The sequence below is a fragment of the Pseudoalteromonas simplex genome (assembly GCF_015278155.1).
GTDB classification, from domain to species: Bacteria; Pseudomonadota; Gammaproteobacteria; order Enterobacterales; family Alteromonadaceae; genus Pseudoalteromonas; species Pseudoalteromonas simplex.
Genome location: NZ_JADILN010000002.1, coordinates 717,156 through 741,760, shown reverse-complemented (window position 1 = coordinate 741,760; position 24,605 = coordinate 717,156). Strand labels below are relative to the sequence as shown.

Below are 24,605 nucleotides of genomic sequence, written 5' to 3'. Positions count from 1 at the left end.
TAAGAATTTAGTTTGTAGGAAAATTCTGATTTTTCGATGGGAAAATAATAAAAAACGCAAAGCAATCCTTTTGGATTACCCTGCGCTTTTATGCTAGGTTAAAAGTTAATTGGGTTTAGATTTGTTAGCAAACCAGCCTGATTTTTGATTGCGGCTTAATTTGCCTAATATTTTTATCGCCTTTTCTAAGGTAATTCGCTGATCAGCTATATCTTTATAAATTTGATTTGCTCTTTTCTTACGTTTAACAGCTGCTCCTGCATCAAGAAATGACTCAACCACTTGATTTAAATATTGAATAGGCAATGCTTGCTGTTTCTCAATGTTATCTTCAGAACTATATGCCTCAAGTTTTTCAAGTAGATTAGTGATTTCTGCTTGGCAGAACTCATTCTGCGCCAAGTGCATTTTTTTCAATGTGCTCAAATGTTGTTTTAATGTGGCCACTTCTAACCTATTAAAGGAAACAATCATGTTGAGGTTTGTTAGTGCTGTTCTGAACTCCTTAGCTGTACATTGTTGGTCAAATAGATGTTCAAGAGTATGGTTTATTCGCTGCCACTGCTGCCAAGCGTAAACATAGTTCAAGCCAGCGCCTTTAATGTTTTGCATACCAACAATAACTTGATGGTTATTTACTAAACCTAATTGGGCAATTGACCGCGTTAGTTCATCAGCAGATAAACTACTGTTTTCATGTAACACAACGTTAGATTTTATTGTATTTACAATAACCTCTTTTAGCTTTTCGCTATTGTTAACGATATCTTGCTTAAGCAACTCTAATGTTTGACGTTGTTGATAAACAAATAGATTTTGTAAAATAGCCGATGCTTCGGCCTCATTTGAGTTACCGGTAGCATCTTTCAAAAGAGCGTTAATATTAGATTTCTTAAGCGAGTCGCCGTTTAATTTTATGAGCTTATTAGCAAGAGTTAGATCGTATGCGTCGCTCAAACGAGCAATTAATTGTTCTTCAGTTAAAAAGTTGAACTGAGATAAAAGTTTATTAAATTCTTCTAGATCATTATTAGCAATAATTTTATCTAATCGCTCAATGAGTGCGTTAATAAAGTAGCTATAAAACCCATCAACATTTGTACCAATTACAACTATTTTATCGAAACGCAAATCGTGACTTAAAATATCTGCAAATACTTTTGAGCGAGCCACACGGTCATTTCGGTTATTGATTAAAGCAATAACCTGTTTTTTGGGGTTGTCATTTAAATCATAGATCCCTAACCGTTGCCAATTCTCTAACGTTGCTAAACGTTCATTTGCTGACATGCTATTAATAAATGATTGTTCTACTTTACCCACTTTAGCTTTTTCAAAATGTTGTAAAACACCAATATCAGGAATGATTCTGGCCGATGTTTCTTTGTAAACATAGTCTTTACTTAAGCCAATATGCTGTGCCATTTTACAAACTAGCGCAATATTAGCTGGATGTTCTTGGTATGGGTATAAAGAACGTATATCGTCTGTAATTTGCAAGCCATCGGCCCAATGCACCTGGATCAAACTTGAGTTCTTCTGCTTGGCATTGACGTCTAAAATAGGAGCCATATTTTGTTCGCTGGTAAATACTAAGCTATTCTCGCCAATAAAGTGACTGGTTTCGTTTGCAACATCGATACCTGTTGGACCGAGTATATCTTCATGGTCTGGGTAGGCATTTGTTATGGTTGAGAAATTGTCTTTCATCCAGTTGCGAAGAATACGCACATAACGTGGTGTGAGCCCCATACATTCCCACAAAAATATGTCTGCTTTTACATTCTTAGCAAAGTGCAAAACATCTCCTTGCTCCCAAATACTGGCTTTATCGAATGGACGAAATAAGGGGATTTCAAACTGCTCACCACTTGCCCTTGCATAAATCATCGTAGCTTCACAGCCCGTTGTTTTACTTACTACTTTTAGACTTAAGCTGCTAAAAAGGGCCGCTTTAAGGCGTTCTGTTCCGGATTTCCCACGTGTTCCCCAGCCGCCAATAGATACAGGAATAAGTGCTCTGTCAGATTGAATCTGACGGCTGATTTTTATATGTCTCGCCCAAAAGTAAGCGATAAAGCTAATGACAAAAAATATTAGCTGACCAATGCTGTTTTGGTAAATTGAATACGCATACTCTTTAAAGCTTGACCCAATGTTAAAAATAAAGGGTGTAATTGCGAGCTTTTTAAAAAGGTTAGCAATACCTGATTCGACAGGGAACGCTACATCAAACAACATTCCATATGGTTGGAAGTCTAGCGTAAAGCCCTTACTGCGAATGTTTTCTAGGTAGTGTTGTTGTTCTACTTCAGTACCATTTCGTAACTCATTCAATTTTTCGTAGTTCAATGAAATCCAACAGTATGCATATAAACGCTTAAATAAACTTGTTGGTGGTGAAACTATCAAAATGCCATCAGGTGTATAGGATTTAGCTGACGCTTTTAAATTATCTTGAGACAAGGTACTTAATAAGAAATCAAGTAATGGCAAGTGTGGTCGTGAGCTAAATTGATGCTCATCAAAACGAGGCTCACCGGGTACTTCTGTCTGGCTTATCTCTGCAACAGTACAACTTGGTACATGCATAAATGCACTAGGCTTTCTGGCCTGTAAATGGTTATAGCTTTGTCTTTTTCCGGTACTAGGGTTTTTAAATTCATGCCATAAGCGCCAGATTCTAAAGCCACGCTTATAACCCAATTGCACCTGCCATGACTTTTTCTTCAGGATAACATTGAACGCTTCATAATGCTGAGCTTGTTTACTTAGTAGTCGGCCAAGCAAATCTTCATCTACTTCTTTACAGTCAATGGATGTGTCTGAACTTAAGCTCACCTCTAATTGTGCAACTTGTTGCTGATGCATAAAACTGACTAACTGCTCTCGAACACGGCTAATAATACGTTTTACTGCAAGGTTAGTTTTTTCTTCAAGTTGTCGGTTTAATACATTTATAAACGCTTTAAATATATCTTGAGTGTAGTCATGATTATCATTATCAACTTGAAGGTTAAACATGATCCTCGGAGTGAGTTCAAGTAATAGACGTTGTTCTGCAAAGTTATCAGTTTCCTCAAGGAGTTGTTGCCATAACTTAAAGCCTAATTGCTGTTCACTAAAGCGCGGGTCTGATAACTGTTTAATTAATGTTAGTCTTACAGCTGGGCTGTTTTCAAGTTGCATCCGCTCATTGAGTAAATCGGTTACACATGACCAAGGCAAAACGGAACATTGCTCTATAACACTTTGACGAACACGAGGGTAAGCATGTTTAGCAAGTAAAAAAATCAGTTTACGGTTTGCCTCATTTAAGGAAAACTGTTTGCTGATGATTTTGGCAAATGAAGTAATTAAAAATAACTGCTGGCGATCTACTTTGCCGTTTTTATCAACGTCCAGATCAATATGAGAGCGCATAAAGTAGCGAGTAAAAGTGGGTCTAAGATTAATTAGTATTTCTAAAATATCGACTTTTGCTGCGTGTGGTGTTGTTGGCTTCTCTAATGACTGTAGTAAGCTTTCAACTAAATCTGCATTAAACTCAGGATCTTCGACATATTCATTAAGCAAATTTACCTGATTAGCTAACGCTCTAAATAATGAGTTTCGTGTTGCTTCATTGTCTGTTTTTTCTAGTAGGTTTAAAAAGAAGCCTTCTAAATCGAGCCTTAACCATGACTGAGCCATGTCATTTTGGTGATTACGTAAATAACGGTTTGTTAAGTCACCAAGCTTTCCTATCAAAAACTTTAATGATTGCTCAAGTTCAGAGGTTTTATCTTGGTAACGATTAATCATTGCCCCTTCATCAAACCAACGCTGAAAAGCATCTTGATCCTTTTGCAGTTGCAACTCACTTGCCCCTAATGTTTTTGCATAATCAAGGATATGAAATTGCCTCTCGGCTTTTAATTCCGCATGACTCAAACGCTCAACAAAGCGACGATGATCGCCATCAAGTTTGGTTAATTGGTTTTGCAGCTTATCAATTTTGTGAGTTAAAAAAGCAATAGCTTGGAGTAACAACCAATCATCTTCGTCATTATCATCTGGCTGGTTCTTTATAAGCTCCCACTCACTTAATTCGTTAACGAGTTGCTTATACTTTTGGCGATAAAGGTCTAACCAAAAATTGGCTATATCGGCAAATAGTAGAGACTCAAGGCGCTCTTTTAAAACTTTACTGCTCATAGTCACTCAGCTCTAACAAATGGTTAAGTTGAAGTGTTGGAAAAATAATTTCATCGTGTGCATAGGGAGCAAAGCCCGTATGCAAGTTATTGCCAGATGAAAACTCAACACTAATATTGTGGTTATTCCAAACCCAATCTTGTTGCCAGCTTACTTTAAGCCAGCCTTGTGAGAAGCCCCCTAAGTCAATCTGCTTTTGCCATGCAAAGCGAGAGATATATTGCCATGTGGCAGTAGCACGATGTTCATCAGCGAAGCGGTAATAACTATCTAGCCCCACCTGGAAAATATGGCCTTCATAATATTGATTCCAACTAGAGTTAAAACGTAAATAATCCAAGCTGCTCCAATCATCATTAGAACCGGAAGAAACACCAAAGTTAAGGTAGTTATCGACCCAGGGTTGATATCTATATTGGTAGAGCCCTAACCAACCAGATGAATGATTTTCTCTGTAAAAATTAAAAATACCTGAGTTAAGCTTATCATCTGCGAGGTAGTCAGCTAAATCAGCGCTGCTGTAGCGAACATAAGGAGTTATTTGCCATTGATGGCGATGCACTGAGTCTTGTCGCCATATTTGGCCAATACTAATGCTGGCATCAATCGCGTATTGACTATCAAATTGCTCTCGGCTCATTTGCCAGCGACTATTAATTTGGCTATCAATATACCAAGGCGTTGTTTCATCCTCCCAAGAGTAATATCCATTTAAATTAATAATATCAGTTTGCGTATCACTGAATGAGTAATATCCCTCTAACTGATACCATTGATTATCATCATTTATCCGAATTCTAGCGCCAATATCAGTTTCTTCGCGGGTGGGAATATCTTCAGCGCTTTGAAAAATTTGCTGTTGATCATAACGAGCAAAAACTTGCCAGTTGAGTTCATCTGCGTGTAGTTCTGTTTGCTCCTTAACGATTTCTACTTTTTCAGGCGCTTGATAGGTGATCAACTCTGGCAGGGCAGCTTTAGTCTGCGAGTAAGCAGAAATTTTATTGTTATGCTCGCTTAACTGCCAACTGTATAGGCGGACATATTCCAATTTTTCAGCTTTAACTTCGATTTTTCCTGCAGGATGAAAAAAGCGACGTTCTGTGCGTCTTTGTTCGTCGATTTCTTCCAACTTGATCAGCCTGTCGGCCGATAAAGTTGCTATTAGCGGTGTGTCCGGTATTACCGTGTAGAATAATAACTTGGTTGGTAGCTCTAAGTGCTGCCATTTTCCGGCTAGATATTGTTCTGCTTCTATTGTTAAGTATTGCGATAGGTAAGGGTTGAGCCATCTAATACTGATTATGTTGTTATCGAGCTCTTGCTTAGTAAAAGTAAATGGCACACTTTGTTGTTGTGAAACTGACCAGGTTTTCAGTTCATTAGCTAGGCGAAGTGAAACATTTGCGACATTGTCTCGTGCTAACTCTGCAGTAGAGAAGTGAAATTTAAAACGGATTTGTTGTCCAGCAGTTTGAGCTAGATCAATATGCAAAGTATGGAATGGTCGTAACTGTAACCCTTGCTCTGACGCAGACTGGGTGTTAAGCAAGGTAAAACGATCAGCAAAGCTACTTTGTGCAGGAGCTTGCATTTTAAATAGTCGAGTTCCAGCATAATCTAGCATGCTTTCAATAGGTTGCCACTGACCAAAACTTTCAATTCTATTCTGAATGAAGGTCGATCTAGCTGTTGCTGGTAAGGTCTCTAGACGTTGCAGTAGCTGAGTGTATTGATTGTCGTTTAAACGCCTTTTGCTTAATTGGTATAAGCCATTAATTAATAAGTCATACTGTGATGCGGTAGGTGAATAAACTAATGACATAAAGTCTATTGCAGTCAGGTTATTGGCAGCATCAGACTGGTAGTCAAATTGTGAAACTAAATCATTAGGGAGCAGGCTTACATCAAGATATGTCATATGATCAGCGCTCAAAGTCAGAGTTTCTCCGACTTGCAAGCTTATAATTAAGGTTGCCGATATAGATGCTAGTTGCTGATTATCTACAAACTGAATATTTGCTGGAATATCACTAAAAATTGGCATCAATTTATGCTGATATTGGCTATCGGCTTTTAGCCAAGCCGTTTGATATTCACCATTTTGTTTCGCAGCTACCCGAGCTTTGATCGCTAAATGAATAGGGTGCGTAGCAGTAAATTTCCACGGTTTCTTATCACTTAGCACGGTATTTTGTATTTTGCCTTGTCCATCAATAAGTCCAGCTTGCTCTGCTGTTACTAAGTGGTATAAAGGGTCATTTTGTTTAGTATTTGAAGCCAAACTTTGAAAATTTAGTGCTGCGAAACTTGGTTCTGCGATGTTTTGCTGATCAGACTGATGAGCTAGCCACGTCGCTAAACGATTTTTCTGCTGTTTAACAGCAAGCCTGATCAAGATTTTTCTACAATTGGAAATTGACGATAAATTACCAGCGCACAAGGCAAATAGTTTGTAGTCTTGATGCTGCTCTTGGTAAATTTCAATCAACTCTAAACTTGCAAAATGCTGCAATTGAGCCTGTTTTGCACTTTTGTATAAACCTTCTAGATAGCTATTTGCTAAATGGAATTGTTTTTGCTGCCTCAAAATATCAATTCTTGCTTGCCATGCTTTTTCCGCAACTTGATGGTTACTATGCTGGCTTAGCTTTTTCAAAAAGCGAAGGGCATCCAATGGCGCAGATTCTGCTAAATCATTAGCAGTCATTAGCAACTGCTCCCAATCTGTTATGTTTAATTGCTGCTGTGCGGGTGTATAAGGTTCAATTGAAGCTAAATAGTCCGCATGCTGCTTGTGCAAGTAGTTTTTAATAATCAGCTCTGTGGTAGGGCTCTTTGCACTTAACTTGTTCGGCTGCTGGTAGAGTACTTCATCCATGGGGATATCAGCTAGAGTTCTTGCGTATAGTGCAAAATCAATATGTTCCGTTGTGTTTTTAAGTGCTTGTATAGAAAGTGATTTTTCTTTTAAAGGCACAGAGAGTGTTAATGTTTGAAAGTGTTCTGTCGCTTTCAGGTTAACTAGCCAGCTTTGCTCACCTGCGGTGAATTTTAATTGTGTGTCATTGTTACTTTTTGCAATTAGGGTAAGCCAAGGCGTAGCTCGTTCTTTTACCGTTAAGTCAAACACTTGTGCAGATTGAGACAGAGCTGTTAAAAGTCTAGTCTGATGATTGATACGAGGGTAAAAATGATGATCGACTAAACGCAGCTCAGCAAGCTCAGTGATGGTTTCACTTTTACTTTCTACAGGCAATTGGTTTCGATAGCTGCCAACAAGTTGTGAATCGATGCTCATCATCGAAAGCAAGTTATAGTATCGCTTTACGTTAAGCGGGTCATTTTCAGAAAAAACAGTGTTACTTAACGGCCCCAACGAGTGCTCTTGGTAAATTGACTTTAAATGATCATTGGCAGTATTTAGCCAATATGGCATTAGTTGCTTTTCTTGTTCTTTTGCGGCTGCACCATCATCATAAATTGCGCGGTGGCTTTGCTCTATTTTAACCAGTGAATTTGTTGCGCTTTTAATGGTTAGGTATTGGCCTGCCTCGATAGCCAAATAATCTGAGTTAACTAAACCAACATTCTTATCTGAATATTCAACAGCGAGACTATTAATCGTATTCACTTTTGCTGTTAAAACGTTATCAACATAGGCGTACACAACACCGTTTCGATCAGGAAGTTGCATATTCTGCCTAACAGATAGCTTTAATTTTTTTGCTGCAGGAAAAAACAGCGTAACTTCTTCATCTTTATGCAGTTGATAATAACGCTCATTGCCTTGCTGTGTGGTCAATAAAACAGATGGTTTTGCTAGCTTGAGTGCACGTCGAAAACTATCTCTTTTTGCTTGATAGTGACCGACAAGAGCCCTAAAGCTAGCGCTTTCGTCAAGGTGATTCTGAATGGCAATTATACGATTATGGCCTGTTGCCGGAAGCTGGCATCGTTTCGAATTACAAAGTAGATCCCGATGAACTTGTAAACGCTGCTGAATGTATTGTGTGTTTCCGGCGCTGATAATAAATTGATTTAATAAATCGGGATTTATCTCAAGCCAATGGCCTTCTGGTAGCCATAAATACTGATGCTGCTTGGCATCAAATTGCAACTCTTGAGTAGACGTTAAAGGGGCCAGTTTTGGCGTGGTTTGTAACCAAATAGGGGGCTCAAGAACCGCATGCTCAGGCTTAGCAGCATACACCATGTTGATGCTGAATAATGTAAAAGTGACTAAGGCTATTATGATATAAGGCATTGGCTAAACTGCTTTAAAAGTTGGCTATTAGTTATTAAACGCTCACGCATTTGACGGCTTAACTCGATATGAAAAAACTGGCTATTAACAGGCGCCATGTCGGTAAGTATATTTTTTGTCCCTCCGAGCTCAAAAACATCACGACCAAATAGCATAACATTAGAGCCTACTTGATTATTTAAACATTCAGATATTTTTACAGTTGCTTTTGACGGTGTTTTAGAGCCATTGCTAACAATGATATCTGCATTACGCCCTTGTAAAGTTTTTCGCTTTTCCTTTGCAAACCCATGTACCTGATAAATAGAAAAAGACTCTACAGTCTTAGCATAGGCAAGAATAAATGCATTCGCACTACTAACTTTGTATTTGCCAAAATCGAGTTTATTATTACTTTGATCAAGGGTATTTCTATGTTTTGAATTTGTGAGTAACACCTGACATTCAGCAAACACTGCCTTGGCTATTTTTAGCGTGTGTTTATCAAAATAGCGATGAGGTGCATAAGCAATACAGTTATTACCAGTCTTCTTATAATGAATCTCGCCACCGGAGGTAATTGTTTTTTTTGCTTTAAAAACACCATTCTTGTAATTGAAGTGTGTTAGTTCAGTGTTCGGTTTTAATAGCCAAGCATGAAAATCTTCTGTTAAATCATGCAAGCTAGTTTCCTCGGCACTGCATGCCGCCATAAAAGTGCAAAAAACCAGTAACATAGCATTAATTTTCATTATTCCACCACCTCACTTTTTGCTCTTGAGCAGGGTATTCATCGAGAATAGATAGCCAGATTGTTTCTGATGACTCGATTGTTATTGAGTGTAAAGTATCTATATCACTTGATACTAAGTGCGTGACACTTGGATAGCTATTCAGTCGGCTATTCTTTGGGTGAATCAAAAAAGCATTAATTAGTTCAGATGGATAAAGCTGATATTTTTGCTTTTTAATACTGTATTCGCTTGTGAGTCCTGACTTGTATTTTGCTCTTTGTTTGACACTAAGTTCAACGGGAGCCTTATTATTTGATTTAGCAACTTTGAAAACAAGACTAATAGGGCGCTGATACTTATCAAATCTGAGTGTTAGAGGAGTCTTTTTATTTAATTGGTACAGGCGTTGTTTAACCCAAGGCCGATTACCATACCAATTTTGATACATTGAGCGAGAACTGTCTTGGATTTGCTGTAGTTGTGAAACAGATAAATCCGCCATATTAGCTTCTTTAGCACTATTACCCTTTAAACGATAAATTAGGCTGTTATCTTCAGAGTTAATATACGGCGTATAATTATTCTTATTATAAATACCGTAGTTAAAAACCTGAGCGGGTTGTTTAGGTAAATAGTACTTATTGGGGCTTAGTGTCAGTGCTACATTTGAAATTGGTAGCTGATCAAATAGTTCCCTAGATTGATAGTATGTGACTTGTGGATCTAACTCTGCTGGTGGCGTGAAAGTCCGAATATTCGAAAAGTGCCCCATCAATGTAAGTTCATAATGATTATTGGCGCGATGTTCATACCACGCAGCGATATCATGAAAGTTTGTAGTTGATTCTGTCACCAAGCCGTGAGTTAAGGTTCTTTGGTAGTTAAAATCAGCAAAGCGGGATTTCAGACGAACATAGACATCTTTATCTGCCTTGACTTCGACTCGCCTTGCATTCTTTGGCGAGCGCAAATAGTAAGTTACTAACATACCAACATCTTGACGTTGTGTGTTTTCGGCAATCAAACGATCAAACTCTGAAGCTTGTCCTTTCAATGTCACAGAATAGCTCTCGATTTGCTCGTTACTTTCATCAAACAAGGTGACATTTAGTTGGCTTGTCTCAAGAGCTCGAACTTCAATATTTAAATGACTTTGCGATTCAATATCAAAACTGACAGAGGATTGGCTGTTAGCCAAGTAACTGCCTGAGTAACTAGTTAAGATTGCATTACCAGATAATGTTCGCCATTGCGTTAATAAATTATCTTCGCTGCAGATTGTGACTAAGCCCGGATTAAGTGGTTCAGTTTGATAACTATTAGCTTCGTCTATTGCACTAAAGTTTACAGGTAAAGGAGGGGAAAACTGTAGTTTGTCATACCAAATTAACGAAGGAAGCAGCCCTTGTTTGTCTGTTTTGAATATCAGGCTATCGGTTTCCTCTAAGCGAATACTCGCGCAAAGACCCGGTTTCGTGAAATAAGAGCCTAGATCATGTTGCTGTTCACTAAAGTCATATGTGACTACATTGTAGGGTAAACTTTCATACAATATGTCTGATTTAAAATCTATGTCAGGAATTCCCTGTGGTGCAATTTTTTGCCACCAGAATGCCATCGCATTTCTAATCTCTCCATCAGTTAAAGTATTTTCTCCCATAGTAAGGTAATCAGTTGCTCGTCTGCGTCTTTCTAAAGGACGCTTTAGCCAGCTGTTAAGCGGATCAATACTTTGCTCAGGAGTTTTAGCGTGGACCCTTACAACTACACCCTGTAGGTTAGTTTGTTCAGGGATAAGCGTTAGATCGAGACTCGCAGCATTAGGGTAATCTTTAATAGGTAAATAAAAAGATTGACCAGATGCGACGTTCAATGATTGTTTGTTTTCAATTATTTGTTTTACTTGTTGCTCTTGCGAGTTTGTAACCAATTTAGATGCATGATGGTAAACCTTGTCTAAAATGACATCTCCTTCTTGATCATATAGCACGTATTTAATTGCATAATTAACCGGTTGATCAAGTACGACTGACTGATCAAACACGGCATTAGATAAAATGCGTAGTGAGTGAGTACGTTGATTTGAAAACGTAAACTGTAGTGGCTTTTGACTACTAAGCCACTGTACATTTGAACGTGTTTCTTGACTAGTACGCGCATCAATGGGTTCAGCGGAATCGATCCATACCATTATGTTTCGTGAGAAATAAAAAAGTGCCACTAAAGCAATTGTGATTGCTAAAATAGCAAGTAGGCGTTTAATTAAGTACATATGCGCCTCCAGCCATAATGCTATTAAATAAGCTCAGATCAATAATCTGGTTATTGGTTGGATTGTAGATTGCCACAATATCGTTATTGTACTTAATCATAAGCGCGTACTTGTCTGCATTTTCCAGCTTAATGGTGTGTAAAGAGCAGTCTTTAATTTGCTCGCAGAAACCGCTTAATGATGTTAAACGCTGATGAGCTATATAGTTTTTAACGAGAGTTTGAATTCGTTGCTTTTCTTTAGTCGAGATTGCTTGCCAGTTTAGTGGCGACAAGGTAGCCAGATTTATAGTTTTTACCTTTGTATTGGTAGATATTGCCAATAATCGTTGCAATACGCTGTTTTGGTCGATTGAAAATTGTTCTTTAAAGTCTGATGCCAGCCATAATGTTGCCATCTCACTATTGCTATTAAATTGTTGGTATCCTGATTGAGGTGAGCTGCCTATTTCAAGACCTCGCGTTGATTTTTGTCCTGATACTACTTGATATTCAACCCCTAAGTTATTCAGTTTTCCGTCGATTTGTTTCATTAGTGGCGAGGCCACATCGCTGATGCGCGTAGCTGAGAATGCAATTGCATTTGGGCGTACCCATGACGGCGCGCTATGGCTGCGGATTTGAATGTGTAAACTAGGCTGATTAGCTGTAAAGCGCAAATAGCTTTGATGAATAACATTAAATAAAGAGTCAATATTATCAGCCCCAAGTACATTAGCTTTAGGGTGCGCATAAGGGTGAGCCCCCGCAATTAATAAATTGGCAGTGTTTGCCTCGGAGAATAATTCAGCTGCAAAACTCAGCGTATTACTTTCAAATAAAGGCCTTGGTACACTGAGTGTGATAGCTTCATGAGCAGTCAATTTAAAAGCGTAAAGCCCTTGTCCTTGTGAGCGTGCTTCATTATTTTTAAGTGGGCTTAACAATAGATATCGACCACTGCTATTGTTGATTAGTTGCAATTGATAGTTAAGTAGTTCGGTTGTGCCATTGATTTGCTTTAACTGATTAAGCTTGTCTTCTGTCAGTGGGGCATTACCTATCTGTGTAATTAATTTATAGAGTGGCTTTAAAACTTCATACTCCCACAGCGCTATTTGGCTTTCTGATAGAGGTTGATACTCAAAACTACCTTTTTTACTAATTTGATAAGCAAACTCGTCAACAATAGTATTTATTTCTTCATTGATAACGCTAATTTGGGGGGTATTGTACTTATAGTTATCGCGATAAATGTTAGCCAAAATATTAGTATAGTTAGCACTATCTAAAAATAGTTCAAGCATAGAGCCCGAGTAATTCGCTGTTGGCAAACTGCTTTGTGTTGCTGCACCAAAATAAGTTGCCTCACTGCCTACAAATTGGTGAATGTCTCTTTGGCTAATTGAAGTTGGTAGTTGGTTATATATCCAATATTGGCTGTCGAATTTATTAGAAGGCTTTTCAACTAGTGCTGCCGTGAAGCGATTAGCTTCTCGAATTTGTAAGATTTCGTCACTTTGTAGTGCGTCAATGAAAGCTTGATAATAAAAGCTTTGTTGATCTTCCGTTGCAATCGTCTTTTGTGGCGTTTTAGCAGTGCCAAATAACATTGCTTTATTATTCATATGTTGAAAAATCAAGCTTGCAGAGTCACTCGCTAGACTTTCTGTAATTGGATAGGGAATAGTTATCAACAAAGGAGACTTTGGCGTTTTATTAAAAATAAATAGCCCTCTTTGCTGACTTTCGTAGGTATCTACCAAGTAAACATATTGCTCATCACTTTCAAGCGAAAAACCCAGCTCGCTAAATAAATAACCAAACTTTGCTATGGATTGCTTGTTCTCAAGTGCTTGATTTAACTGGTAAACAGCATACTTGAAATCATTAATTGCTTGATTAGCTTTATAACTACTGACTGTTACTTTATCTGTCCGAGTTGTGTATAAGTAGCTCTTATATTGGCTTACTTGTTGATTTAAGGTGATGACATGTGGATTGTCGATATCTGAATGTACATCCTGATTAGACAGCAAAGAGGGCACTAACATCACTAAGAAACCTACAGTAATAGCGAAAATGCCGCCAATTACCGAAGTTTGAAATGTTGCTCTAATTACTAATCCAAGCGCATTCTTTTGATATATTTTTAGTGCCAGTAGAGTTGCAAGCATGTAGCCAAATGCAAATGTGTCTGTCACTTTGAGCGTAGGAAAATACCAAACAACGACATAATTCAGTATTAACTTATAGACAAAGCCTATAGTGAAGAAGAACATTAATAGTCTGGCACCCTCAATGTTCGCATGTCTTAGCCGAGTAAAATGCACCAATGAGCTACCAATTATTAAAATAACGGCCGTTTCTATAAAAGAAGTTAAAAGCTTTGAAGGCTGAGTTAATTGCAGTGCGAGTAATGCCGGTAGCATTATTCCATTGAACTCCCAGCCGTACTTTATATTTGCTCTGGAAGCAATAAATGCAGTGATGACTAGTATGATATATGCTTTTGGTGCCGCGATGATTGAAGCGGCAACGGCTTCGTACATAATGCCCAAATTAGCAATACTAAAATTAGTAAAAGGCATTAAGACAAAACGAACTAGCAAGAAAGTGATAAGTAATTGAATGAAAGTTACTTTAAGCCCGTACTTAAACCCTCCGTTCCACATCACGTTCGCTGTTAGTGCGATAATAATAAGGCCTAAAGAATAAAGCTGAGATGCATAATCAAAAGTAATATCCCATTGGCTTAACTGAGCGGCAATTAAAGGCCAAAACAATGTGTCCATGCAGACACGCACAAGAATACTAAGCAAGATTATGGCGAAAAAGCGATCCCGCCCAAACATTTCTCCATAGCCAAACTTTTCCATCATATAATGAGCACTAAAGCGCATTAATGCATAAACAACGATTGCCTCGATAATAATAACCGCAGCTGAGGTTGGGCTAATAATCAGTAAAGGGACTAGGTAGCCTGGTACAACAAGCCCCGTCAGAGGGAAACCAAAACGCAAATTTAACAAGCAGACGACCGCAGTACCTACCCATACGGTAGTAATAACAGACTGGCCTAAGCCTGTGCCTGCAGGAAAAAGCGCGAGTACAAAGTCCATTAACTTTGGTCCTCTTTAGTGGCTTCTTGCTCGTCTATGACAGCATGGTTATCAATAAATTCAAATAAGATACCTGATACTTGAAATGGTTCGCCTGAGGCAGTTTGCGAACTGTCGGTGTTCAGTGCTTTAATACTTAGCGTATAGTTTCGGTTATTAAGTTTGGCAGGTAAACTTATCTCAGCTTTGTTTAACGTCACATAACGAAGTTTGCCCTTGGCAACCTCAGTATCCAGTTTGCAACAGCGGCATAATAGATCTAATGCAGTCATCTCAAAGACAGCAATTTGATGTTGTTTTGCAAATTGCTCTAATGCGGCATTCGTCTGAATAACTTGGCCAAATAAGTTAAACAAAATATTAGCAGAACGAGTGTGGCTGAATACCATTTCTAAAGTTGTCATTTTTTGCTCCATTTCATCAATAGAGCGCTTAACTCGCTGGCTCGTAGGCTCATGCAGTCTCAAGTTAAGTAGTTGGTTAATTAGAGTTTTATTTTTTCTCTCAGTGGCTTTAAAAATATGGTAATGGAATAGCAATTCAGCGACTTGAGCAGCAAATTTATTAACATTCTTTTCAAAGGCTTGTTGATTGAACTGCGTATTTGGGATCACTGAAAGTGCCCAGAAACCGCGTACATCACCGGCATAAACAAGCGGTACCATAAATTCAATTTCATTCGCACTAACATGTTTAAAAAAAGGTCGAGTTATTTGCACTATCCCCAATGACTTTAACGCATTACTGTAGGGCGTTCGTTGATAATCTCTGCGCATTTCTTGTATGTCATCTAAATTACAATTCATTGCACGAATTTCTACAACTCGGTGATCATCTTCTTTGCGAGCAAGGAAAATTGATTTCTCTAAGTCTAATTGTTGACTAATTAACTGAATAATAGGGTCCCAAGGCGAAGCTTGATCTATAAAGCTTTGTGGTATGAAGCGTCCCATCATCTTTTGTTGGATATTATTTACCACAACATTAAGCTCTGCATCCTCTGTTACTTTGCGGACAACTAGGATCCAGAGAAGGGTGATAAAGGTAAGTATAATGTACTGGCCTATCGGGATATAAATCTGCATTGATTCAACGAAAAAATAACCAATTGTGCACCAGACAAAAATACTCATGAAGGCAATGAAAAATGAGTAAAAGAGTGATAGTTTCTGAAAACTAAAAAGCAGAACCACCACTAAAATTAATTCAATAACAATAGAGTAGGTTGGTTTTAGCAGTGTTACTACAGTGTTCTTATCAATACTGTCAGCCATGTAAGCCGTGAGTAATAGTGGGTCATGTAAGCCGTTAAGTTTTGGCGCGTGTATTTGCACGTTAAATGAGGAAGCTTTTTGACCCACAATGATGACTTTATTTTCTAATTGTTCACTCATAACATCAAAGTTAAGCACTCTTTGAGCACTAAATTTTGGTAAAGCGGCCACGGCGAGCTTAAAGTCAATCAAGGCTATTTGATTATTTTCATAATCAAATATTTCTTGCCAAATACTTATGCAATTCAAACCCTCTTGAGAAGGAATTTGAATCTGATAGGTTGCCCAAGCAATTACATGAGGGACACAATAGCTTTTGTTTGAGTACGGATAGAATACATTGTCTATAGGTAAGGGCTGCAAAGGTTCATCGGCTAAGACAATAATCGCTTTTGGTTTATAATCATGAAGTTTACTTACCAGCTGCTGGTGATTATTGCTCAAATTATCACTGTTGACTAATACGATATTAGTTTGCTGTGTTTGACCTAATGGCTCAAGTGCTTGGTATAAAAAAGCATTACTTGCCTGAAATAGGTTCATTAAATTGCTGAACATTACAATCGCAAATAAGCTAACTGTTAACCAAAACGCACGTTGGTGCCTCAATCGTAACAATTGTTGAAATACAGCCACTGCTCCTCCTTAGTCAAGTAAAGTGAAAGTGAGCTTTATACTCGTATCATTACTTGCAGAGACTTTTAAAAAGTCAAATCCATGCATTTTACTGGTTTGCCATTGCTTATTTTCAAGACTGATTGGGTTTTGCCAAGTGATCATCGCGATATTGTCTAAGCGCGTTATTGCTTCGCCATTACTTGGCGCATATTGTCTAAATTGAAGCTTAATACCACGAGGCGGTAAGTTTTTTGGGCCAAGGGTAAAGTCGTCAGAAGGTAAGCTGAAATCATGGCTAAATACTTGCCACGAGTTATCACCTCCGTTGCTGATAACAACTTCATTTTCCGAAAAAGTAAGATCATCAATTTCGGTTGTATAAGTTAACAAGCTTTCTAGCTTGCCACCATTCTCAGATTGTAAGTAGCCATATAATGAGAAATCTTTACTCAATAATGGCGCCCCATTTTCGTCAATCAATTCCATCACTCGCATAGTGTGTCTAAAAGGAATGATTGAAGGGGTATTGTCAAACTCATCGCGGCTAGAGCAAAGAGCTTGAATCCCAGCGTAGGGTTTATCGGTGCAAGGAAAAACGCTATCACTAGTATGATCCCAGCGACTTACCTCAAAAGCTTCTGAGTCGTTATCCCAGTCTTCGAAATCGCCGAATACCATGATGTCTCGGCCTAAAATACTATTGCTAAGCTCACCACTAATCACTTCAATATTAGACAAGTATGCAGCGGATGATGGTGCATATTGACGTAAGTCAATTATGTCACTGCTGCTATCGAGTGTAACGGTCACTTGTGAAGTACGCTTTGTTGCTTGGTCTTTAGAGAAATATACTTCAGCATAGTTGTCACGCGGTATTAACGTTACCGAGTTATCTGAGAACTCTGCTAGACGGCGCACTAAATAGTTACTTAAAAAGCCAGTGGTAAAACGAGGCTTGTAGTCTTCAATGTAAATAGGGTAAGCAAAGGCACGATTTACTGTTTGTGTGTCTGCGTTTAGGTCAATCATCACCGCAACACCTAATAGAGTGTCTAATCTAGGTTGATCAAATACAAAGTTACCTAAGCCGAGTACTGCAGGAATATCATTATAAACAGCAAAACCCTGAGCAACGTGAGGGTGATGAGCTATTAATAAATCAGTATTTTGCGAAGAAAGAGCTTGGAACCGACCGTCTATATAACTTGTTGGCGAGTAACTATATTCATCACCGCCATGCATTTGTGCAATTATAAAATTATTAGTATCAAGAGCTTGTAGAGTATCATTTACTGCATTTGCATTGGTAAGATCTGCCGCTCCTCCTTTACTCTGCTCTGCAACATAATTAAATTCATGCTCATCTCCAGTGATAGAGGTTGCAGCAAAGAGTGTTAAGTTAATGTCCCCAAGACTAGCATTCACAGGAGCAAGAGCGTCAGTGTCATTTATTCCAGCACCACTGTGTAAGAACCCCGCATTTGCTACTTCTATAAGTGTGTCTTCAAGACCCGATTGTAAATAGTCATACACATGGTTATTACCGAGCCCCAAATAGTCAACGCCTATGGCTGAAAGTCCTTGGAGCGAATCAGGTAAAGAAAAAAAGCTAAACTCTTTAGTTGGATGAACGGTACTAGGATTGCTTGTTACTGGTGATTCAAAGTTAACAGAAGCAAAGTCTGCATTTAAAAATAGCTCAGCAACATCGGCAGTAATTGCAACACTATCTGCCCCAGCTGTTTCAGGGCGAATAAGTGCATTTTTAACATCGGGGATGTTTGTTCCCATAGTCGATAAGCTTGGATCTAAATAACGGCGTCCAAACATAGTATCTCCAGCAAAAATCAGGCTTTTACTGTTTTGAGCTTTTGTTTCTAATTGTACTTGAGAAGTTGCATAATTTGGTTGATTAACGATAACCCCTGCTTTTGCAAAGTAACCGTTTTGTTGCACCATTAAGGCATGGTTACCATAAGGCAAATCGCTAATGTTAACTTTGCCATTGGCATCTGATGTGTAGCTTTGTCCTGCGACTTTTATGACAACATTGCTTAAATTGGCTTTACTCTCATCCACCACTGATAGAGATAAATCAGCCTTACCAGCAAGTAAAGTTTCTCTAGCACTGATGGAATCTTGCTTTTGCTCTTGCGGCTTATCTTCATCAGGGTCTTTCACTTTACATGCTGTTAAGGTTAAACATGAAATTATAAGTAAATAGTTGATAATCTTTTTCAAAAGGCAAGCCTCGTTATCATTTTTTTTACATTGTATAGGTCAATATTATTATTGATATATTGTATCTTTGTTGGTTATCGGGAACAATAACCGCTGGCTCTGAAAATTCAGATATTTCTTAGTCCGTTGAAATTTAGCAAAACAAATACGTCTTAAATTGAAGTTTAGCTCAAAAAAATGTTCTTTTTCAAAAATATAATTTGTTTACTAGGGGTTTAACAAATATGATGCCAGAGTTAAAGAATAAATTTGTAATCGACTAAATAAAGATGAAAAAAAAGGCCATTAAATGGCCTTTTTGTGCGTATGGGCTTTCACAAAATGAAAGTTAGAATTTGTATTTAACACCGAACATAGCAACGACTGGGTCAATTTCTACCGTTGAAGTTAATGCCTTTGCGCCGTCAGCATAAACTGTTGCGTCTGTATCGATGTCGATGAGTGAAACCATGCCATGTAGGCCCCAGTTTTCACTCATCATGTAGTTAAAACCAGCTTGAGCTGCAAAGCCAAATGAATCATCTAGTTTCACTTCTACATCGTCAGTACCTAATGTTGCTTTTAAAGCCGCAGAAGGTTTCTCATTAAAGAAGGTTGTATAGTTAATACCTACACCCACAAAAGGACGGAACTTATAAGTTGAGTCTAAGAAGTGGTACTGGGCGATTAGTGATGGTGGTAATTGCTTAATATCGGCAATTTTATTGCCCGCTAAGCCACCAGTTCCTTGAACATCATGGCTAAATGGTGTCGCTGCAACTAATTCAAGAACCCAGTTGTCATTAAAAGAGTAATCAATCGTAATACCTAATTGGGTATTGTCATCGCCACGAAGTCCTAACGTTGGCGCTTCATTGATTTTTGAGCTGTCGTTATCAGGGTTTACATTAATTGCACCTACATTCACGCTTAAGTTTGCGTTTGCAACAGGAGAGAGTGCTAATAGTGAAGTAAGTAATGCAATGCTTAATTTAGTTTTCATGTTGTTCTCCGCGAACTACTTGTCTTAATTGGTTGAGGCTATTATTACTAAGTTGCAGAGGACAAAACCTGTTCTAGATCAAAGTTTCAAAAATGTTTGAACTAAGTGAAGCCATTTTTTGATTTAGATTAAGTTTTTAAATGGGAAGATCAAAAAAAGATTGACTCTTATTGACTCTATATTCAGTTGCGGCTGGTAAACTAACGGTGTTATTTGCTTATTAGGTATTTTGCATGGCTGATCCTCAGCACTTATTTCTTCATGGCTCGATTTCAAAAGCGCTACTTAAATTAGGTATCCCGATCATCTTAATCAATATTTTGCAGTCGGCTTATCAACTGACCGATGCATTTTGGGTAGGCCGCTTAGGGGCAGAGCAAGTAGCTGCCGTTTCTGTCAGTATGCCGGTCACTTTTTTAGTGATTGCTATTGGCTCTGGGTTGGCAATGGCGGGGGCTATTTTATCCGCTCAATACATGGGAGCGGGTCAGCAAGATAAGGTTAATCACGTTGCTGCCCAAACTATGTTAATGGTGACAATTACCGCAACCATACTTGGCTTAATAGGCTATATGCTTTCACCATATTTTTTGACTTTATTAGGTGTTGAAGATCAAGTGTTTGGTGATGCCCTTAAATTTATGCATGTATCTTTTATCGGCGTTGTGTTTGTATTTATTTATGCCATGTTTCAAGCATTAATGCGTGGTATCGGGCAAACCAAGGTGCCGCTTTATATTGTAAGCGGTACTGTGTTACTCAATTTTGTGCTTGACCCCTTACTGATTTTTGGTTTTGGTGACTTTTCGGGTTTTGGCGTAATGGGCGCTGCATTAGCCACACTTATCACGCAAAGTTTAGCGGCTGCAATCGGGGTATGGGTGTTTTTGCGAGGGCGTCACGGCATTCAACTTAAACTCTCTAGTTTTAAACCAGACTGGCAGTATATGAAGCAGGCTTTCTTTTTAGGAGCGCCAGGCTCGGTTGAACTCTCTGCGCGAGCCTTTGGTTTAATTATTATGTCGTTTTTGGTGGCAAGCTTTGGTACGCACACGATTGCCTCTTATGGTGTTGGATCTAATATTTTACAAATGGTGATGATCCCGGCAATGGGTCTTTCAATGGCTGTTTCGACTTTGGTTGGTCAAAACATGGGGGCGGGAAATCCACAGCGTGCAGCACAAATAACACGATTAGCCTCACTTTGGGGACTGCTGGGCCTGACAATAGTGGGTGTTGTTGCTTATCTGTTTGCTGAATACTTGGTGGCTTTTTTCATTCCTGATGATGAGTCTGTGATAGCGGGTGGTGCAGAGTTCATTCGGGTTATGTGCTTAACTTGGGGCGGAATAGGCGTGCAGCTTTGTGTAGTCGCTGCATTTAGGGCTTCAGGCAACATGCTAAATGCGATGGTTGTGTCACTGCTTTCACAATGTGTTATTCAATTTCCTGCCGCGTATATTTTGTCTAAGCATACCTCTCTTGGACCGCAGGGGATTTGGTATTCGTTTGCTATTACGAATGTACTTGTGGCGATTATTACTTATCTTTGGTTCGCAGCTGGTCGTTGGCAACGAACACAATTAACCAAAGAAGACAAAGACATTGCCAAGGTAACCCAAGAAACCCTTATTGAAGAAGGAAATCATTAATTTAAGTTTCACACTGCGGTCATAATCTCTCGTTGTAATAACCTAAGCTTTCTAACTGATTAGGGTTATTATGAGTTTGATATCAAATGCAGAGTTAGTAACGCACCAGTCGGTGCAATCTGAGGTGGTTGAAACATTACAAACCTTGCTCCGATTTAAATCGGTAACGCCCGCTCAAGCTGGTGCAATTGATTGGCTTGAAGGTAACTTAAGCCAGCTCGGCTTTGATTGTGAGGTATTTAGCTTTAATCATGTTACTAATTTAATTGCTAAAATCACCTTTGGTGAAGGCCCTATCGTTGCTTTTTCTGGCCATATTGATGTGGTCCCTGCTGCAGAAGGTGATTGGCGAGTTGATCCTTTTAGTGGCGAGATAGTCGATGGCAGTGTCTATGGCCGTGGCGCAGCAGATATGAAAGGCGGTGTTGCTGCGATGCTTTGCGCAACAAAACGTTTTTTAGCGCAAAATAGCAATAAACGCGGCACATTTTACTGGTTAATAACCTCAGATGAAGAGGGCGAAGCTGAATACGGATCCTTATTGATTGCTGAGCGTCTAGCCAAACAAGGTGTTGTGCTTGATGGTTGCCTAGTTGGCGAGCCGACGAGTCATCAGCATGTGGGTGATACCATTAAAAATGGTAGGCGAGGCGCGTTGTCTGCTCGATTATCTATTCAAGGTAAAGCTGGGCATGTTGCTTATCCAGAAAACACCATAAACGCTGCACATTTAAGTGCAGAGGTCGTAAAGCGCTTAACGGCAATTAGCTGGCACAAAGATGAAACAAGCTCGGCTACAACACTGCAAGTGACCGGAATTAATATTGCCAATGTGGTCGATAATCTTGTTCCTGCTCAATGTGAGCTCACGTTTAACGTACGTTATAGTCATGGCTACAAAAGTAAAGACATCAAAGAAGAAATTCAGTTTGCATTGGCAGATTTAGCATCGCGGCTAACGCTTGTTTGGGAGCGTCCGTGCGAATCATTTTATACCTTGCATCAGGCGAGCAATTGCTTGTTGCAGCAGCTTGAACAAGCCGTGCATGAAGTAACAGGCAGCTTCCCTATGCTTAGTACCAGTGGTGGCACATCAGATGGGCGATTTTTTGCCAATGAGCACACGCAAGTGATTGAATGTGGTGTGCGAAACCATACCATTCATCAAGTTAATGAGCATGTTCCTATCGCAGATTTAAAAACTATTGAGCAAATATACTTAGCTGCGCTTAGAAATATCTTTAATTAAAAAGAAAAAGTCGGCGAACATGCCGACTTTTCTTTTATACCAATCCGCTTAATTAAGTAGTCTATTTTGAGGCAATAAAACCTCGTTGATAACAAGGCAAAAATTTCGTTATTTAGTTGTTCTAAATGAGAAATTTTTAACGCCGTTAGCGACAGGTTTAATCCCTCAAAATGATTAAGTATTATTGCGGGTTGGTATTAGCTATTTTATAACGATTATTCGCGTGGCTGCCCTAAGTATCGTTTGGCTTTACTCGCTTTTACTTTATCTAAGTCGACAAGCACTAATCCATCAATGCAATTATTGAACTCAGGGTCGATGCTAAAACTTAAAAACTGTACGCCTCCTGGCTCGCAAAGCTCTGTGTATTGTTTGAATAAGGTTGGGACTTGCGCACCAATATTGGCAAGCACATGCTTAAGTTCAACAAAATCTTCTTTAATATCATCCCCAGCAAATAACTGAGCACATTGTTCTTTTTGTGATTCGGTATGGCGATATTCATTATTGGGGATAGCTAACACTTTTTTAGCACCATAATAATGCTGGTAATAGTGAACCAATAGCGATTTAGCTTGCTCGGGGAGCGCGTTAGATACGCTAACTGCGCCAAACAAATAGCGGTATTGCGGGTACCGGTTCACAAATGCGCCAATGCCAAACCACAAATAGTCTAGGCTCTTTCTACCCCAGTATTTGGGTTGCACAAAGCTGCGACCGAGCTCAATGCCCTTTTCAAAATACGGCGCCATATCATCGCTGTAGCTAAATAGGCTGTCAGTATATAAACCTTTGCGGCCATGTTTTTCTATAATGTCTTGTGCGCAGGCAAGTCGGTATGCGCCGACTAGTTCAAGTTGCTTAGCATCCCACAGAACGAGGTGTTGATAATCCATGTCGTATTTATCTATATCACGGCGTTTACCACTGCCTTCACCGACTGCCCGAAACGCAATTTCACGAAGTCGTCCTAGTTCACGGAAAATCGGTGAGCTACCACAGTATTGATATAAATAAATTTTCATACCATCAGAGGTTACACCTAATAGCTCACACTCTTCAATGGCTTTTTTAAGGTCTTTCGTTGCTTCAGGACTGGCAATGGGGGTTTGCGTTTTTAACGGCAGAGGTTTTTTTGTGATAAGTCGATACAGTTGTTTTCTTATCAACTGAGCTATTTCTTTATCTTTTAAATTTTCGATTAAATATGACTCAGGTGGGATGGACGCGCCAATTTCAAACTCTAATGATTTTTGTCGTTGTTTGAACATCTCTTTGACTAATAACAAACTGGCTAAGGGTTTGTAGATCATTGAGGTGCCGTAGAATAACGGGCTGTTTTTCGCTTTGATGTAAATAGGCAAAATAGGTGCGTTGGCTTTTTTTGCCATACGTAAAAAACCGCTGTTCCACTTACAGTCTTTAATGCCCGTTGGACTTAAGCGCGATACCTCACCTGCAGGAAAGATTAATAATGCACCGTCTGATTTTAAGTGTTGCTGGATATTAGCGAGTTCTTTCTTTTTACTCGTACCAGAGAGGTTATCAACGGGAAGGAGTAACGAGTGCATCGGAGTGATTGACATCAGCATGCGGTTTGCAACGACTTTTAAGTCGGGGCGTACACTTGATAAGACTTTTATCAGCGCTAATGCATCAAGAGAGCCGATAGGGTGGTTAGCGACAATAACGACATTACCTTCACTTGGTATATGTTCCATTTGTTTTGGCTTGTAGCGCGTGTCAAAGTCAAGCTCATCAAGCACTTGCTCTACAAATTCAAGCCCCTGTAAGTGTGGGTATGCATCACCAAAGGCAACAAACTCTTGCTCATGTAATAAATAACCTAGGCCTTTCTTTACTAAACCTTTTACTTTTGGCGAATTTTCTAATTGTGGTAAATTTGCTTCTATTACTTTATCAACACTGATCATACAAACCTCAAACATAAACGCATTTAGCGATGAGGTTAGGGTAAGAGTTCGCTGTGACAGTTAGGTTGCAGTTGTGTGACTTTTTAAAGAGCGCTTCGTGTTCGAG

General features: G+C 39.0%; 11 protein-coding genes. 2 read left to right on the top strand and 9 right to left on the bottom strand.

Features of this window, described 5'->3' with window-relative positions:
• Nucleotides 1-105 precede the first annotated feature (105 nt).
• The 8 genes from IRQ78_RS07230 to IRQ78_RS07195 form a co-directional block, all read right to left on the bottom strand.
• Nucleotides 106-4,197, bottom strand: coding sequence for a poly-gamma-glutamate synthase PgsB (locus tag IRQ78_RS07230; protein ID WP_194441698.1), 4,092 nt, complete (start codon nucleotides 4,195-4,197; stop codon nucleotides 106-108).
• Entirely contained in the window at nucleotides 4,187-8,464 is a 4,278-nt protein-coding gene (locus tag IRQ78_RS07225; RefSeq protein WP_194441697.1) for a hypothetical protein, read from the bottom strand. Before IRQ78_RS07225 ends, IRQ78_RS07230 begins: the two co-directional genes overlap by 11 nt.
• Nucleotides 8,449-9,195: a hypothetical protein gene (locus IRQ78_RS07220; RefSeq protein ID WP_194441696.1), complete on the bottom strand. Its 747-nt coding sequence runs from the start codon at nucleotides 9,193-9,195 to the stop codon at nucleotides 8,449-8,451. Before IRQ78_RS07220 ends, IRQ78_RS07225 begins: the two co-directional genes overlap by 16 nt.
• Complete coding sequence (locus IRQ78_RS07215) at nucleotides 9,185-11,449, bottom strand: hypothetical protein (RefSeq protein WP_194441695.1); 2,265 nt, start codon at nucleotides 11,447-11,449, stop codon at nucleotides 9,185-9,187. Before IRQ78_RS07215 ends, IRQ78_RS07220 begins: the two co-directional genes overlap by 11 nt.
• On the bottom strand, nucleotides 11,436-14,549 hold the full coding sequence (locus IRQ78_RS07210; RefSeq protein ID WP_194441694.1) for a poly-gamma-glutamate biosynthesis protein PgsC/CapC: 3,114 nt from the start codon (nucleotides 14,547-14,549) through the stop codon (nucleotides 11,436-11,438). The genes IRQ78_RS07215 and IRQ78_RS07210 overlap by 14 nt, the downstream gene beginning before the upstream one ends.
• A complete protein-coding gene (locus IRQ78_RS07205; protein ID WP_194441693.1) occupies nucleotides 14,549-16,459 on the bottom strand; it encodes a hypothetical protein in 1,911 nt (636 codons plus the stop codon). Before IRQ78_RS07205 ends, IRQ78_RS07210 begins: the two co-directional genes overlap by 1 nt.
• Nucleotides 16,460-16,468: 9 nt before the next feature.
• The gene (locus tag IRQ78_RS07200; protein ID WP_194441692.1) at nucleotides 16,469-18,682 is read right to left on the bottom strand and encodes a CapA family protein; all 2,214 of its coding nucleotides are present in this window, start codon (nucleotides 18,680-18,682) and stop codon (nucleotides 16,469-16,471) included.
• A gap of 328 nt (nucleotides 18,683-19,010) precedes the next feature.
• Nucleotides 19,011-19,664 (bottom strand): OmpW/AlkL family protein, encoded by a 654-nt coding sequence (locus tag IRQ78_RS07195; RefSeq protein ID WP_194441691.1) that lies wholly within the window; start codon nucleotides 19,662-19,664, stop codon nucleotides 19,011-19,013.
• 233 nt (nucleotides 19,665-19,897) lie between these two features.
• Between IRQ78_RS07195 and IRQ78_RS07190 the strand changes: the two genes are divergently transcribed.
• The gene (locus IRQ78_RS07190) at nucleotides 19,898-21,316 is read left to right on the top strand and encodes an MATE family efflux transporter (RefSeq protein ID WP_054551768.1); all 1,419 of its coding nucleotides are present in this window, start codon (nucleotides 19,898-19,900) and stop codon (nucleotides 21,314-21,316) included.
• A gap of 70 nt (nucleotides 21,317-21,386) precedes the next feature.
• On the top strand, nucleotides 21,387-22,565 hold the full coding sequence (gene dapE, locus IRQ78_RS07185) for a succinyl-diaminopimelate desuccinylase (RefSeq protein WP_194441690.1): 1,179 nt from the start codon (nucleotides 21,387-21,389) through the stop codon (nucleotides 22,563-22,565).
• Nucleotides 22,566-22,780: 215 nt separating this feature from the next.
• Here the strand turns inward: dapE and IRQ78_RS07180 are convergent, their stop codons facing one another.
• Entirely contained in the window at nucleotides 22,781-24,499 is a 1,719-nt protein-coding gene (locus tag IRQ78_RS07180) for a lysophospholipid acyltransferase family protein (RefSeq protein WP_194441689.1), read from the bottom strand.
• Nucleotides 24,500-24,605 lie beyond the last annotated feature (106 nt).

Excerpts from the sequence above, each read along its gene's own strand:
- IRQ78_RS07195 (WP_194441691.1), bottom strand. The coding sequence starts at position 19,664 with ATGAAAACTAAATTAAGCATTGCATTACTTACTTCACTATTAGCACTC.
- IRQ78_RS07180 (WP_194441689.1), bottom strand. The coding sequence starts at position 24,499 with ATGATCAGTGTTGATAAAGTAATAGAAGCAAATTTACCACAATTAGAA.
- IRQ78_RS07230 (WP_194441698.1), bottom strand. The coding sequence starts at position 4,197 with ATGAGCAGTAAAGTTTTAAAAGAGCGCCTTGAGTCTCTACTATTTGCC.
- dapE (WP_194441690.1), top strand. The coding sequence starts at position 21,387 with ATGAGTTTGATATCAAATGCAGAGTTAGTAACGCACCAGTCGGTGCAA.
- IRQ78_RS07210 (WP_194441694.1), bottom strand. The coding sequence starts at position 14,549 with ATGGACTTTGTACTCGCGCTTTTTCCTGCAGGCACAGGCTTAGGCCAG.
- IRQ78_RS07190 (WP_054551768.1), top strand. The coding sequence starts at position 19,898 with ATGGCTGATCCTCAGCACTTATTTCTTCATGGCTCGATTTCAAAAGCG.
- IRQ78_RS07220 (WP_194441696.1), bottom strand. The coding sequence starts at position 9,195 with ATGAAAATTAATGCTATGTTACTGGTTTTTTGCACTTTTATGGCGGCA.
- IRQ78_RS07225 (WP_194441697.1), bottom strand. The coding sequence starts at position 8,464 with ATGCCTTATATCATAATAGCCTTAGTCACTTTTACATTATTCAGCATC.
- IRQ78_RS07215 (WP_194441695.1), bottom strand. The coding sequence starts at position 11,449 with ATGTACTTAATTAAACGCCTACTTGCTATTTTAGCAATCACAATTGCT.